Raw genomic sequence first — 13382 nt, forward strand, 5'->3', positions numbered from 1 at the left:
GGGCGTCCAGCCGGGAACGCCGGCGTGGAACCGGCGACCTGTGTGCATACGCTCGCCACATTGGCCGAAACCCTCGATTTCATGGCAACTTCCACGCACCGCCCCACCTGCGGCCTGCGTAGACTGAATCTCTGACACATCCCTACGATGACGGAGACAGAACATGCCAAACCTTCCATTGCATCGGAGGTGCCTGGTTGCAGGTGCCGTGCTGCTGGGTCTTTGCGCGGGCCTCCACGCGCAAGAGCTGCCCGCCGGCAAGACGATCCGGATCGAGGTCATCACCTCGCCGGGCGGCTCGGCGGACTTCGCCGCGCGCCTGATCGCCGAGAAGCTGCAGACCCGGCTGAAGCGCTCGGTGATCGTGGAGAACCGGGTCGGCGCCGGCGGCAACCTGGCCACCGAGTTCGTCGCCAAGGCGGAGCCGGACGGCAGCACGCTGCTCCTGACCTCCAACAACCACAATATCAACCCGTACCTGTACAAGGACACGGGCTACGTGGCGCAGCGCGACTTCGCCGCGGTCGCGCAGGTGTCGCGCGGCCCGAGCGTGCTGGTGGTCAATCCGAAGCTGCCCGTGCGCACGCTGGCCGAATTCGTCGCCTATGGCAAGGCGCATCCCAAGACGCTCTTCTATGCCACCTATGGCCGCGGCAGCGCGGCGCAGCTGGCCGGCGAGATGCTGAAGGCCGCGTCGGGCGTCGACATGGACCACGTGGCCTACAAGGGCGCCGCGCCCGCGATGACCGACGTCATGGGCGGCCAGGTGCCGGCCGGCATCCTCTCGCTGTTCTCGGTGTCGGCGCACATCAAGTCGGGCGCATTGCGGCCCATCGCGGTCTTCTCGCGCGAACGGTCGGCCGCCTTCCCGGACGTGCCCACGGCGGTCGAGAGCGGCTATCCGAGCGTCAGCTACGACATCTGGCTGGGCATCCTTGCGCCCAAGGCCACGCCGGCGGCGACGGTGCAGATGCTCAATCGCGAGATCCGTTCCATCCTGACGCAGAAGGATGCGTCCGAGAAACTGCAGGGCCTGGCCATGACGCCCGTCGACGAACCGCCGGCGGCCTTCGAGAGCTTCCTGAAATCGGAGACGGCCACCATCCAGGACATCGTGACGCGGGCCCGCATCGAAGCGGAGTGAGGGGCACCGGACACCCGTCGGCCGAAAGCCCTGCGCATGGCGCCGCTTCAGCCGAGCGCGGACCTGCCGTTCATCGCGGGCCGCGAGCGCGTGACGCATTGCGATCGGGCCGTCGTGCATGCCCATGCGTGGCCGCAGATCGGCCTGCCGGCCGAGCGGGCGCTGACGGTCTTCGTCGGCGACGTACTGCTGGTTGTGCCGCCCGGCACCGCCGTCTGGATGCCGGCCGAGCTGCCGCATCGCGCGACCTGCCTCAAGGAGATGGACGTGCGCATCGTGGCCGTCAATCCACGCCGCGCGCCGCAGGCGCTGCGCTTCCCCTGCGTGCTCGACACCTCGGCCTTCTATCGCGAGCTGCTGTGCCACATGGGCGCGGTGGACATCGAGGACCGCAGCGGCGCGTATGCCGATCGCCTGCTCGACGTGCTGGTCGCGCAGACGCGCGCTGCGCCGGCCGGCGCGCTGTCGCTGAAGATGCCGCAGGACCGGCGGCTGCGCACCATCGCCACTGCGCTGCTGGAGGACGTGCTGGACGAACGCACGCTGGCCGACTGGGCACAGATCGTCGGCGCTTCCTACCGCACGCTGGCCCGGCACTTCGTCCAGGAAACCCGGCTCACCTACCACGAGTGGCGCCAGGCCCTGCTGGCGGTGGAAGCCATCCGGCGCCTCGGCCAGGGCGATTCGGTCGGTGCAGTGGCGGCCGATCTCGGCTATGCGAGCATCGCCGGCTTCTCGGCCATGTTCAAGCGCACCACCGGCCGGGCACCTTCGAGCTACAGGCGATGCGTGGCGCGCGAGGGCTGAGCAGGCACCGCTTACGCCGAATTGCCGTTGAGCGCATCCAGCGCGCAGCAGGCCTTGGCAACCTCCTCGTCCTGCTGCGGTGTCAGGCCCGAGATGCCGACGCCGCCGATCAGCCGGCCTTTGTGGATCACCGGAATGCCGCCCGCCACCGCGCACAGGTCGCTCACCGTGCCGAAGGCCCAGCCACCGCGCTCCAGCGCGCTCGTGGGCCGCGCGAAGAGCACGGCGCTGCGCGCCTTCTCGAGTGCCGCCTGGATGCTGCCGAGGGTCGCACCGTCCATGCGCTGCAGCAGCACCGGATGCGCGCCGGCGTCGAGCACCGCGACGGTCACCGCGCCCCGGAAATGCCGCGCCATCCCGATCGCGGCGTCGGCGATCTCGCGCGCCAGCGCGGCATGCATGCTGCTCGCCTTCAGAGGCCTGCTGCTTCGTTGCGCCATCGGCGTGTCGTGTTCTTCGGCCGCGGCGCTCAGCGCATGACAAAGGGATTGGCGGTCTGCGCGCCGGTGTTGATCCAGACGCTCTTGACCTGCAGGTATTCCTTGAGCGCGTCGATGCCGTTCTCCCGGCCGACGCCGGAGTCCTTGTAGCCGCCGAAGGGCGACATGTAGCTCACCGCGCGGTAGGTGTTGATCCATACCGTGCCGGACTGGATGCGTTCGGACATCCGGATTGCACGGCCGATGTCGGAGGTCCAGACCGCCGCGCCCAATCCATAGCGCGTGTCGTTGGCGATCTTCACCGCCTCGTCCTCGTCGTCGAACGGAATGATCGACAGCACCGGGCCGAAGACTTCTTCCTGCGCGATGCGCATGCCGTTGTGCACGCCGGTGAACACGGTCGGCTCGACGAACCAGCCGCTGCCGCATTCGGGGCGATCGGCGCGTGCGCCGCCCAGTGCCAGCGTCGCGCCCTCGGCCTTCGCGACCTCGATGTAGGCCATGATCTTGTCGAGCTGCGGCTGCGTCGTGACAGGGCCGACCTGGGTGTCGTGCGACTGCGGGTCGCCCATGCGCGCGGTCTTCGCGAGCGCGATCAGCCGTTGCGTGAATTCGTCGTGGATCGAGCGCTGCAGCAGCAGTCGGCTGCCGGCGATGCAGGTCTGACCGGTGGCCGCGAGGATGCCCGAGACCGCGCCATTGACCGCGTCGTCCAGGTTGGCATCCTCGAACACGATGTTGGGCGATTTGCCGCCGAGCTCCAGGCTCACGCGCTTGAACTGGCGCGCGGCCTGCGCATTGATGTGGCGGCCGGTTTCGTCGGAGCCGGTGAAGCTGATCTTCTTCACCAGCGTATGTTCCACCAGCGCGGCGCCCACGTCGCGCCCGTAGCCGGTGACCACGTTGACCACGCCGGGCGGAAAGCCCGCTTCCTCGAACAGCCGGACGAAGGCCAGCGTCGATGCGGAAGCGAATTCCGAAGGCTTGATCACCACCGTGCAGCCCGCCGCGAGGGCTGGCGCGAGCTTCCAGCTCAGGATCAGCAGCGGCGAATTCCACGGCGTGATCACCGCCACCACGCCCAGCGGCTCGTGGCGCGTGAAGTTGAAGTAGCCTTTCTTGTCGAGCGGAATGGCGTCGCCCTGGACCTTGTCCGCGAGGCCGCCGAAGTAGTAGTACCACTGCGGCACGTAGTGCAGCTGTCCGCTCATCTCGGCGATGAGCTTGCCGTTGTCCTGCACCTCCAGCTTCGCGAGCTGCGCGGCATCGCGCGCGATGAGCTCGCCCACGCGATGCAGCAGAAGTCCGCGCTGGCTGGCATTCATCTGCTGCCACGGGCCGCTGCGGAACGCGGCGTCGGCGGCCTGCACCGCGAACTCGACGTCGGCGGCATCGCCCTGCGCGATCTGCGCCCAGGCGCGGCCGGTGTAGGGGTCGTGCGAATCGATCCACCGGCCCGAGGCATGACGATGCGCCTTGCCGTCGATGTACATCGGAAGCTGTTTCACGCGAGGCTCCTTTCGGGGGCTGTTGCGGCGTGCGCGGCTTCGCGCACCGCATTGGTCTGCAGGATCGCGGCCTTGTTGCGCACGATGTGGTCGGCGAGCCGCACGGCCATGGCGCCGATGGTGGCCGTCGGCGTCACCGGGAAGCTGGTGGCCATCGAACTGCCGTCGCAGATGAACAGGTTGTCGATGTCCCAGCTTCGATGCCACTTGTTGACCACCGAGTCCGTGGGCGTGAAGCCCATGCGTGCCGTGCCCATCAGGTGAAAGCCGCACGGCTGTTCCAGCACGCCGGAGTTGTTGACGATGCGGGCGCCGGCGGTGCGCATCACCTCTTCGGCCTTCACGATCGAGTGCTGCGTCGCGCGCCGGTCCTGGTCGTGCATGCGGTAGGACACCTTGGGCACGGGCAGGCCGCTCGAGTCCTTCTTCAGCGGGTCGAGCGTGACCGTGTTGCGCGCGAGCGGAAGGTCTTCCGCGAGGTTCAGGAACCACGCCTGGCGATTGAACATCTCGGCGAAATGGCGGTGGTGGTTCGCGCCCCAGTCGACCGGCCTGAAGGTCGAGTAGCCCATGGCCGCGTAGCCCGCGCCCGGCGCACGCACCATGATCATCGTGTAGCCGTTGACGAAGCCGCGCGCGGTGTCGGTCTCGTGGAACTCGCCGACGTAGAGCGGCGATCCGCGCGCGCCCTTGTAGCTGTCCATCGGATCGTCGAACAGACCCTCGACGAAGGCCTGCGGATGGAACATCAGGTTCTTGCCGACGAGGCCGCTGGCGTTCGCGATGCCCTGGCCGTTGGTGCCGTCCGCGGACATCAGCAGCAGCCTCGGCGTGCCGATGCCATTGGCCGCCACGATGACGATGTCGGCGCGGATGCGGTGCAGCGCGCCGGTGTGCAGGTCTTCGTACAGCGCGCCCGTCGCCTTGCCGTTCGACATCAGGATGCGGTGCACACGCGCGAAGGTCCGCAGCTCCGCGCCGTTGCGCACGGCGCGCGGCCAGAAGCTGTTGGCGCTGGTGCTCATCGATCCGCGCGGGCATCCCATCACGCACTGGCCGCAGTGGTTGCAGGGCAGCCGGCCGTCGAAGGGTTTCGTCACGATCGCGTTGTCGGTCGGCCACCAGTGCCAGCCGAGCCGGTCGAGCGCCGATGCCAGCTTGCGTCCGGCGCGGCCCATCGGAAGGGCCGGATTGCAGCGCGGCGCATAGGGCGGATAGGCCGGATTGCCGTCCAGGCCCGCGATCCCCATTTCGCTGTCGCAGATGTCGAAGTACGGCGCCAGTTCCTCGTAGCTGATCGGCCAGTCCGGCGCCATGCCGTGCTCCGTTCCCTTGCGGAAATCGCTCGGCCGCGGGCGCATCCAGACGCCCGAATACTTGTTGGCGCTGCCGCCCACCGCGCTGACCATGCGGATGCTCGAGCCCTCGTCGTCCGAGGTCACGGGATAGTCTTCCTGCAGGCCGCGCACGTTCGGATGCGCGTTGGCATTGCGGGTCTTCTCGAGTTCGAACAGGTCGGACATGTGCGGCAGTTCGAGCGGATGCAGCTCGGGCCCCTGCTCGAGGCAGATCACCTTGACGCCATGGTCGCTCAAGCGGGCGGCGAGCACGCCGCCGGCCATGCCGGCGCCGATGACGAGCACTTCGGTTCGTGCGTTGCCGTGCGGGGTTGCATTCATGCTGTTTCCTTTTCTTCGGTGAGATCGATGCCGGAGAGATCGACGCGCTTCACCGCGTCGGTCGGCACGTAGCCGGCCCGGGTGGCCGGGCGGATGTCCGTGTCGAAGGGCATGTCGTAGCCGCGCGGCTGCGGCGGACTGATGTAGTCGCAGGCCAGCGCCTCGCGGATCGTGCGCACCACCTCCGGCTGCGCGTAGTAGCCGTAGTAGACGAACTCCTGCAGCACCCGGAAACAGACCGGCTTGTCGCGCTGAAGTGCCGCGAGCACCGCATTGATCTCGTGCGGCGTGCCGGCGTCGCGAGCTGCGGCGACGGCCTCGGCCAGCAGCGCGACGTCGGTCCTGCGCTGCGCACCGCGGCTCATGTAGCCGCGGATCTCGGTGGCCGAGGGCGCCGGCCATGTCGGGTCGGCGGGGATCATGCGGTCGGCCAGCACGACGAGCGCGTCGAGCTGCGCATCGCCGAGCGCATGACGCTCCTGTGCGGGCGACCAGGCGGCGAAGAACTCCTTGCCGCGCCGCTGGACATCGGTCGAGTGGGTCATGGTCGTGGGCTTCATCGGGGTCATGGCGTGGGGGTGCCGAATTCGGCGGTGGGGCGCAGCGCTGCGACGCCGCCGGGTCGATGGGGTTCGAGATCCAGCGCGGACGTGGGCCGCATCGACAGCACGGCGATCAGGCCGATCACCGCCAGCGCCGAGAGGTACAGCGCCACCCACGCGGGCGAGCCGCCGTGGTTCGCCACCAGCAGGGCGGCCACCAGCGGCGCGATGCCGCCGCCGAGAATGCCCGCGAGCTGGGTCGCGATGGACAGGCCGCTGTAGCGCACGCGGGTCTCGAACTGCGCCGCGAACAGCGCCGATTGCGGCCCGTAGACACAGGGCCAGATCAGACCCAGCCCGATGACGACCACGAGCGACGGGTCGCCGCGCAGCACGGCATCGAACATGACCCAGGTCCAGGCCGCCAGCGCCACCGCGCCGAAGGCATAGATGATGCGTTGCCCGATGCGGTCGCCGAGCCAGCCGATGGCGAACAGCGTCGGAATGGAGAGCGCGCCGCCGAACGCGATCGCATTGAGGATCTGCGGCTTGGGGATCTTCGCCGTGGTCACCGCATAGGAGACGAAGAACACCAGCACGATCGCGAACCAGCTGTTCTCGAACACGCGCAGGCACACGCACTTGAGCATCGGCAGCTTGGCCGTGCGGAAAGTCTCGGACAGCGGCGCGCGTGAGAGCGTACCCGACGACCTTGCTTGCTGGAACGAGGGCGTCTCGTCGATGCGCAGGCGCAGCACCACGCCGATCACCAGCAGGACCACGCTGGCCAGGAAGGGCAGGCGCCAGCCCCAGGCCTGGAAGGCCGCGTCGGGCATCGTCGATGCGGCGGCCCAGGCCAGCGTCGAGAGCACGATGCCGGCGGACGCGCCGGCCGAGGGCAGCGCGCCCCAGAGCGACTTCCTGCCGTCCGGCGCGGTCTCGACCGCGAGCAGCACCGCGCCGCCCCATTCGCCGCCGAACGCGATGCCCTGGAAGATCCGCAGCAGGCACAGCAGGATCGGCGCGGCGATGCCGATGGTGTCGTAGTTGGGCATCAGCCCGATCAGGATGGTCGGCAGCGCCATCAGCAGCAGCGTGATCAGCAGCGTGTCGCGGCGTCCCGATTTGTCGCCGAAGTGCCCGAAGATGAAGGCGCCCAGCGGACGCGCGACATAGCCGACCGCATAGGACGTGAACGAGGCGATGAGCGCCGCGGTCGGGTCCAGGCCCGGAAAGAACTGCTTGCCGAACACGAGTGCCGCGGCAGTGCCGAAGATGAAGAAGTCGTAGACCTCGATGGTGGTGCCGATCACGCTCGCGGCGGCGGCGTAGCGGCGCTTTCTCTTGTCGATGTGAAGCATGTGCATGTCTCCTGGTTTTGGAACGGCCCCGCGGTGGTTCGCGGTGACGACCGAATGCTCGTGCGCGGGCCGCGCCGCGACGCCAGAGAACTTGCCAAGCTGTTCGCCGGAAATGCCAATCTCGGCGTCAGCGCGCCGTCTGCCGCAGCAGGTCCGCGACCGTGGCCGAAGGCCAGTCGCGCACCGACTGCAGCAGCCGCTCCACCTGCGTGCGCGGCAGCGCCCTGGCCGCGAGCTGGCGGAACTTCGTTTCCAGTGCGTCCAGGCCGATCGGGCGCTCGGGCGATCCCGAGACCGCGAGCACCTCCGCCGAATGGGTCACTCCGTTGCGCAGCGTGATCTCGACGCGCGCCTGGTCCATCGCGTACTGCGCGTCGGGCACCAGCACCACCTTGTCCATCGCATGGCGCAGTGCTGCGTCGGCGGCCCGCGCGTCGGTGAACTGGCCCTCCTGCGCCACGCCGTCGAGCAGCGCCGCGGCGGCGCAGTACTGGGCGCTGAACTTGCCCTCGAGCCCGGCGTTCACGCGCGGCCGGTCGAGGTATTGCGTCGCGTGCGGATAGAGGAACAGCCGCATCGCCGCCACCTCGTCGGCGCGCAACCGTTCGCGCGCGCGCAGATCGAGGATGCCGTCGACGATCGCGTGGCTCATGGCGCAGGAGGCGTGCACCTTGAACGCATTGCGATCGAGTTCCCAGCGCGTGCCGAGGCCGTCGACGACCGGGTCGAGGTCGGCGCCGAGGCAGAAGGTGGCGAGCGTTCCCTGCGGTCCTTCGATGCTGTCGGGCGCGCTGACGAAGCCGTTCGATGCGAGCAGCGCCGACAGCACGCCGCCGTGCGCCGAGTGGCCGGCGAAGAAGGGCTTGCTCATGGTGCCGCGCACCTGCGTCGACGCACCGGCCTGGCCGGCAGCGATGCCAAAGGCCATCGCCTGCTGGCGCGCATCCAGCTTCAACAGCCGCCCTGCCGCAGCCGCGGCGCCGAAGTAGCCCAGCACGCCGGTGGGATGGTGGTTCTCCGCGATCATCCGCTGGCCGCAGGGCACGCCGATGCGCGCCATCGCTTCGTAGCCCAGCGCGAAGGCGAGCGTCGTCTGGTCCGCGCTCGCACCGACCCATTGCGCGACGGCCAGCGCCGCGGCCCACACGGGGGCCGAGCCGTGGATGGCCGCCTGCAGGTGGACGTCGTCGAGTTCCAGCACGTGGGAGAAGGTCCCGTTGAGCATCGCCGCGTGCGGCGCGGAACATCGGATCGGACTGCCGATCACGGTGCATGGGCCGGCCGCATCGATCTGCTCGAGCGTGCGCAGCAGCGGGCCGGCGATCGGCTCGGCGCTGCCGGCCACCGTGGCGCCGAGCCAGTCGAGCAGGCAGAGCCTCGACATGGCCTGCGCGGAGGCCGGCAGCGCGGATGTCTCGGCGACGAATTCGCAGAGCAGGGCGGTCAACGGGAGGGTCATGGGTTCTTTCGGCGTGGTTGCGATCCGGATGCCGCGCGTATGCTCGGCATGTGCATCCGTTGTGTGCGTTGCCGTGTTTGTAAGTCCGGCCCGTCGGCGTCGATCGTCGGAAACGGCCATTCGATGCCTCCCTATCGCCAAGTTGCCATGAAGCAGAAACGCAAGTTGCTCGAGCGCCAGTACGACGCGGCCTGGAACCCGGAGGTCTCCGCCGCGCGTCTCGAAGACCTCGAAAGCTTCGAGGCGCCGCTGCTGGTCACCAGCTTCACCTGGCACAAGTCGGCGATGCCGCGCCGGCATCAGCATCAACCGGCGCAACTCGTCTTCTCGGGCGAGAACGTGGTCACGGTGCGCACCGATCGCGCCCGGCTGGTGGTGCCGCCGAACCGCGGCGTGTGGGTGCCGCCGAACCTGCCGCACGAGACCAGCGGCAACGGCATCCTGCACATGCACAGCGTGTTCGTGAATCCGCGCTGCCTCGACGGGCTTCCTTCCGAATGCGTCGCGGTCGCCATCTCCCCGCTGCTGCGCGAACTGATCTTCCACTGCGCCGGGCGCACCGAACTCATGAGCGAGAACACGCCCGAGCATCGGCTGGCGATGGTGATCTTCGACCAGCTCAAGGTCGCGCCGCAGGTGTCGCTGCGCTTGCCGATGCCGGTGGACCGGCGCGTGCTCGCGGTGTGCGACGGCCTCTTCGAAGACCCGTCGTCCGACCGCACCGTGCCCGAATGGGGCAGCGTGGTCGGCGCGAGCGCACGCACGCTGTCGCGGCTGTTCCTGAGCGAGACCGGCATGAGCTTCCATCGCTGGCGGCAGCAGGCCCGGCTGCAGGCCGCATTGCCGCGCCTGGCCGACGGCGAATCGGTCACGCAGGTTGCCTTCGACCTGGGCTACCAGACCCCTTCGGCTTTCATCGCCATGTTCCGTTCCGTGCTCGGCGTGACGCCGCGCGGCTACTTCCAGAGCGGCATTCCCGACGGCTCCGGCCTGATCGAGACGAGCTAGCTTTTCGTCTGCGCACGTGTCGCGCGCGGCGATCTCGCATCGCCGTGTCGCTTGGCCGTTTCACAACATCGATTGGCCGTTCTCGACGAGAGCGTTTGCAGCGCCACGCCGAGAATTTCCACTGTTCAATCGCAGGAGAAATGACATGAGCAAGGCAGACAAAGCGGGCAAGGTCGTCGTCGTCGGCGGCGGCAATGCAGGGTTCGCGGCAGCCATCGCCGCGGCCGAGAAAGGTGCGAAGGTGGTGCTGCTGGAGAAGGCGCCCGAGCCCGAGTACGGCGGCAACAGCCGCTACACCGCGGGCCTGATCCGCTTCGGCTTCGACGACAAGGAACAGGTGCGCAAGTTCGTGCCGCAGGTGCCGCAGGCGCAGTGGGACAAGATCCGGATCAATCCCTATCCGGTGCAGAAGTACATCGACGACCTGAAGCTCAAGAGCAAGTGGAAGGCCGATCCCGAGCTGATCCGCTGGATGGCCGAGGACAGCTACGGCGTCATGGAATGGTTCGTCGAGCACAACGTGCAGTGGACCTTCCTCACCTACATCCCGAACGCCATCGAGACCGGCTTCGGCGACGGCATCGTGCTCGAGACCGTCGGCGGCGGGCCGGGCATCGTCGAGATGGAGCGTGCCGAGGCGCTGCGCATCGGCGTCGAGATCCGCTACCAGTCGACCGCCTACGACCTCGTGACCGACGACACCGGCGGCGTCACCGGCGTGAAGGTGCGCGGCCCCGATGGCGTCAGCTATGTCGAGCGCGGCGCGGTCGTGCTCGCGTCGGGCGGCTTCGAGGCCAACCCCGAGATGCGCACGCGCTACCTCGGGCCGGGCTGGAACGTGGTCAAGGTGCGCGGCGTGCGCTACAACACCGGCGACCTGCTCGACCCGGCGATCCGGGTCGGCGCGCAGTCCAACGGCCATTGGGCAGGCTGCCACTGCACGACCATCGACCCGACCTCGCCGGACCTCGGCACGCTGGAGAGCAGCGACAAGACCAACAAGATCTCGTTCAACTGGGGCATCAGCGTCAACGCGGCCGGCGAGCGCTTCATCGACGAAGGCAAGGACTGGAATACGAAGATGTACGTGTCGGTCGGCAACGCGGTGTCGGAGCAGGGCGGCCGTGCGTTCCAGATCTTCGATGCGGTTGGTGTCGAGCACCTGGACCAGCGCTACGACCCCGATGCGGCTTTCATCGGCGACACGCTCGAGGAGATCGCCGCGCAGGCCGGCATCGACCCCGCGGGGCTGGCCCACACCGTCGAGAAATTCAACGCCGCGGTGCAGGACGACAAGCCCTTCGACCCCACGGTGCTCGACGGCCGCGCGGCGGTCGGCGTCTCGCCGGTCAAGACCAACTGGGCCACGCGCATCGAGCAGCCGCCCTTCGTCTGCTACGAGGTCGTGACCGGCATCACCTTCACCTTCGGCGGCTTGCGCGTCGACCGCAATGCGCAGGTGCTCGACCAGGGCAACGTGCCGATCCGCGGCCTGTACGCGGCCGGCGAGATGACGGGCGGTTTCTTCTACTACCAGTACCCGGCCGGCAGCGGATTGATGTGCGGCGCGCTGACCGGGCGCGCGGCCGGCTGGCATGCCGCGGCGCAGGGCTGATGGAAGACGGGGGTGAGCGCCATGCATGAGGTGTTTGCGTTCGTGGAGCAGGACCGCGGCAAGCTCGACGCCTGCTCGGCGATGGTCGTCGTGCACGCGCTGCGCGCGGCACGGTCGAGGCCGGACACGCGTGTCACCGCGGTCCTGAACCTGAGCGGCGAGGCCAACCCGTCGCCGACGGTCGCGGCGCTGGGCCGCCAGGGCGTGCGCCGCGTGCTGATCGTCGCGCACCCGGAAGGCGACATCGAGCCGAGCGACGTGCAGCCAGTCATGGCGCAGCTGGACCTGGCGCGCTGCGCGCTGCTGCTGGCGCCCGCCACCCGGCTGCCCAGCATGCTGGCCGCCTGCATCGCGGCGCGGGCCGGCCTGCCGCTGGTGCAGGACTGCGTGGCGATTCGTGCCGGCGCTTCCGGCTGGCGCTTCGATGTCGCCACGGCCGGCGGCATGGCGATCGTCGAGGCCGCGCTCGATGCGCCCGGACCGGCAGCGGTGCTGATGCCGTTGCGCGACGTGGCGCCCCTCGACATCGAGGCCGTCGAACCCGCTGCGATGGAGATCGTCACGAAGACTGCAGGGCCCAAGGCCGCACGCGAGGGCGTGCGGCTGGCCGAGCGCGTCAAGGTGCGGCGCGAGGAGATGACGCTGGCCGAGGCGAACGTCATCGTGTCGGGCGGCCGCGGCCTGGGCGGAGCGGAAGGCTTCGAGCCGCTGAAGCGCCTGGCCGACATGATGGGCGGGCACCTCGGCGCATCGCGCGTTGCGACCGATCTCGGCTGGGTCGATCGCCAGCACCTGGTCGGCATGTCGGGCTCGACCGTGCGCCCGGCGCTGTACCTCGCCTGCGGCATCTCGGGCGCGCCGCATCACCTGATGGGGATGCGCGACGCGACGCTGATCGTTGCGCTCAACACCGACGAGCGCGCGCCGCTGCTGTCGCTGGCGCATCACGCCTTCGTCGGCGATGCCGGCGAAATCATTCCCAAGGTGATCGACCGGCTGTCCGGGATCGCCGCCTGAACCGGAGCCGAGTCATGACCGTTGTGGCCCTCGTGGATGGCGTGGTCGCCATCGAAGGCGATGTGAAGGCCGGCCGCGCGCCGGAACTGTATTCGTTGCAGAAGGTGGATTGCGACCTGGCGGAGGACTCCATGGTGGAGGAAGCCGCACGATTGAAGAAGCATCTCAAGGCGCCGCTGGTCGTGCTGTCCTTTGCGCCGGCCGCCTTCGAGAAGGAGATGCGCAGCTACCTCGCCGCCGGCGGCGACCGCGCGATCCGGGTCGAATGCGATTTCGGCGCCGCGCTCGATCCCGTGCTGAAAGCGAAGCTCGTGCACGAAGTGCTGTGCGCGCAGGTGCCCGACTGGACGATCCTGATGATGATCGACCGCACGCCGGGCGGCGCTGCGGGCGTGCTGCATCACTGCATGGCCGAGCTCGCAGGCGTGCCGGCGTTCTCCGCCGTGGTCGCCGTGCAGCCGGATGCGGAAGGGCTCGAAGTGGTCAGCCGCAGTGCCGGCCTCATCCGGCGCTATCGCTGCGATTCGCGCGCGATCCTGGGCGTGAGCTCGCGCGTCGCGGCGCGCAATCCGAGCTTCATGGATGTCCATCGTTCGCGCAAGGCGACGATCGAGGTCGTCGATGCCAGCGCATGGCCGGCGCGCGATGCCCTGCACGCCCGGCAGGCGATCGCGGCCTATGGCGCCGTGCGCCATCCCGAGGCCAGCCAGGGCGGCGGGACCACGGTCCACAAACTGAGCACGGACGAGACCGCCGAGCGGATCGCCGCCTTGTGCGAAGCCTTCATCGAAAGCGCCTGATG

The 13382-nt window shown here is 68.9% G+C and carries 12 protein-coding genes; 6 read left to right on the plus strand and 6 right to left on the minus strand.

From position 1 onward, the window contains the following. Positions 1-163: 163 nt before the first annotated feature. Positions 164-1144: a Bug family tripartite tricarboxylate transporter substrate binding protein gene (locus tag E5P2_RS09355; RefSeq protein ID WP_162566825.1), complete on the plus strand. Its 981-nt coding sequence runs from the start codon at positions 164-166 to the stop codon at positions 1142-1144. A gap of 36 nt (positions 1145-1180) precedes the next feature. Beyond that, the gene (locus E5P2_RS09360) at positions 1181-1951 is read left to right on the plus strand and encodes a helix-turn-helix domain-containing protein (RefSeq protein ID WP_162566826.1); all 771 of its coding nucleotides are present in this window, start codon (positions 1181-1183) and stop codon (positions 1949-1951) included. A gap of 11 nt (positions 1952-1962) precedes the next feature. Here E5P2_RS09360 and E5P2_RS09365 read toward each other — a convergent pair whose 3' ends face one another. From E5P2_RS09365 to E5P2_RS09390, 6 genes are all read right to left on the minus strand, one after another. Further along, positions 1963-2352, minus strand: coding sequence for a GlcG/HbpS family heme-binding protein (locus tag E5P2_RS09365; RefSeq protein WP_162566827.1), 390 nt, complete (start codon positions 2350-2352; stop codon positions 1963-1965). Positions 2353-2420: 68 nt separating this feature from the next. Further along, complete coding sequence (locus E5P2_RS09370; protein ID WP_162566828.1) at positions 2421-3899, minus strand: aldehyde dehydrogenase; 1479 nt, start codon at positions 3897-3899, stop codon at positions 2421-2423. Further along, a complete protein-coding gene (locus E5P2_RS09375) occupies positions 3896-5578 on the minus strand; it encodes a GMC family oxidoreductase (RefSeq protein WP_162566829.1) in 1683 nt (560 codons plus the stop codon). Before E5P2_RS09375 ends, E5P2_RS09370 begins: the two co-directional genes overlap by 4 nt. Continuing rightward, positions 5575-6123, minus strand: a complete 549-nt coding sequence (locus E5P2_RS09380) for a hypothetical protein (protein ID WP_232080635.1) — start codon at positions 6121-6123, stop codon at positions 5575-5577. Before E5P2_RS09380 ends, E5P2_RS09375 begins: the two co-directional genes overlap by 4 nt. A gap of 20 nt (positions 6124-6143) precedes the next feature. After that, a complete protein-coding gene (locus tag E5P2_RS09385; protein WP_162566831.1) occupies positions 6144-7481 on the minus strand; it encodes an MFS transporter in 1338 nt (445 codons plus the stop codon). A 127-nt stretch (positions 7482-7608) separates the two neighbouring features. Next, complete coding sequence (locus tag E5P2_RS09390) at positions 7609-8940, minus strand: MmgE/PrpD family protein (protein ID WP_162566832.1); 1332 nt, start codon at positions 8938-8940, stop codon at positions 7609-7611. A 147-nt stretch (positions 8941-9087) separates the two neighbouring features. Here E5P2_RS09390 and E5P2_RS09395 point away from each other — a divergent pair, with 147 nt between their 5' ends. The 4 genes from E5P2_RS09395 (at position 9088) to E5P2_RS09410 (ending at position 13380) form a co-directional block, all read left to right on the plus strand. After that, positions 9088-9948, plus strand: coding sequence for an AraC family transcriptional regulator (locus E5P2_RS09395; protein WP_162566833.1), 861 nt, complete (start codon positions 9088-9090; stop codon positions 9946-9948). A gap of 145 nt (positions 9949-10093) precedes the next feature. Continuing rightward, positions 10094-11563, plus strand: coding sequence for an FAD-dependent tricarballylate dehydrogenase TcuA (gene tcuA / locus E5P2_RS09400; RefSeq protein ID WP_162566834.1), 1470 nt, complete (start codon positions 10094-10096; stop codon positions 11561-11563). Between the two features lie 21 nt (positions 11564-11584). Further along, the gene (locus E5P2_RS09405) at positions 11585-12580 is read left to right on the plus strand and encodes an electron transfer flavoprotein subunit alpha/FixB family protein (protein WP_232080896.1); all 996 of its coding nucleotides are present in this window, start codon (positions 11585-11587) and stop codon (positions 12578-12580) included. A 14-nt stretch (positions 12581-12594) separates the two neighbouring features. Beyond that, positions 12595-13380, plus strand: coding sequence for a hypothetical protein (locus E5P2_RS09410; RefSeq protein WP_162566836.1), 786 nt, complete (start codon positions 12595-12597; stop codon positions 13378-13380). Positions 13381-13382 lie beyond the last annotated feature (2 nt).

Source organism: Variovorax sp. SRS16 (assembly GCF_901827165.1).
In the GTDB taxonomy this organism is placed as follows: domain Bacteria; phylum Pseudomonadota; class Gammaproteobacteria; order Burkholderiales; family Burkholderiaceae_C; genus Variovorax.

Coding starts and splice junctions, on each gene's coding strand:
- E5P2_RS09355 (WP_162566825.1), top strand. CDS start 164: ATGCCAAACCTTCCATTGCATCGGAGGTGCCTGGTTGCAGGTGCCGTG.
- E5P2_RS09360 (WP_162566826.1), top strand. CDS start 1,181: ATGGCGCCGCTTCAGCCGAGCGCGGACCTGCCGTTCATCGCGGGCCGC.
- E5P2_RS09365 (WP_162566827.1), bottom strand. CDS start 2,352: ATGCATGCCGCGCTGGCGCGCGAGATCGCCGACGCCGCGATCGGGATG.
- E5P2_RS09375 (WP_162566829.1), bottom strand. CDS start 5,578: ATGAATGCAACCCCGCACGGCAACGCACGAACCGAAGTGCTCGTCATC.
- E5P2_RS09380 (WP_232080635.1), bottom strand. CDS start 6,123: ATGACCCACTCGACCGATGTCCAGCGGCGCGGCAAGGAGTTCTTCGCC.
- E5P2_RS09385 (WP_162566831.1), bottom strand. CDS start 7,481: ATGCTTCACATCGACAAGAGAAAGCGCCGCTACGCCGCCGCCGCGAGC.
- E5P2_RS09390 (WP_162566832.1), bottom strand. CDS start 8,940: ATGACCCTCCCGTTGACCGCCCTGCTCTGCGAATTCGTCGCCGAGACA.
- E5P2_RS09395 (WP_162566833.1), top strand. CDS start 9,088: ATGAAGCAGAAACGCAAGTTGCTCGAGCGCCAGTACGACGCGGCCTGG.
- tcuA (WP_162566834.1), top strand. CDS start 10,094: ATGAGCAAGGCAGACAAAGCGGGCAAGGTCGTCGTCGTCGGCGGCGGC.
- E5P2_RS09405 (WP_232080896.1), top strand. CDS start 11,585: ATGCATGAGGTGTTTGCGTTCGTGGAGCAGGACCGCGGCAAGCTCGAC.
- E5P2_RS09410 (WP_162566836.1), top strand. CDS start 12,595: ATGACCGTTGTGGCCCTCGTGGATGGCGTGGTCGCCATCGAAGGCGAT.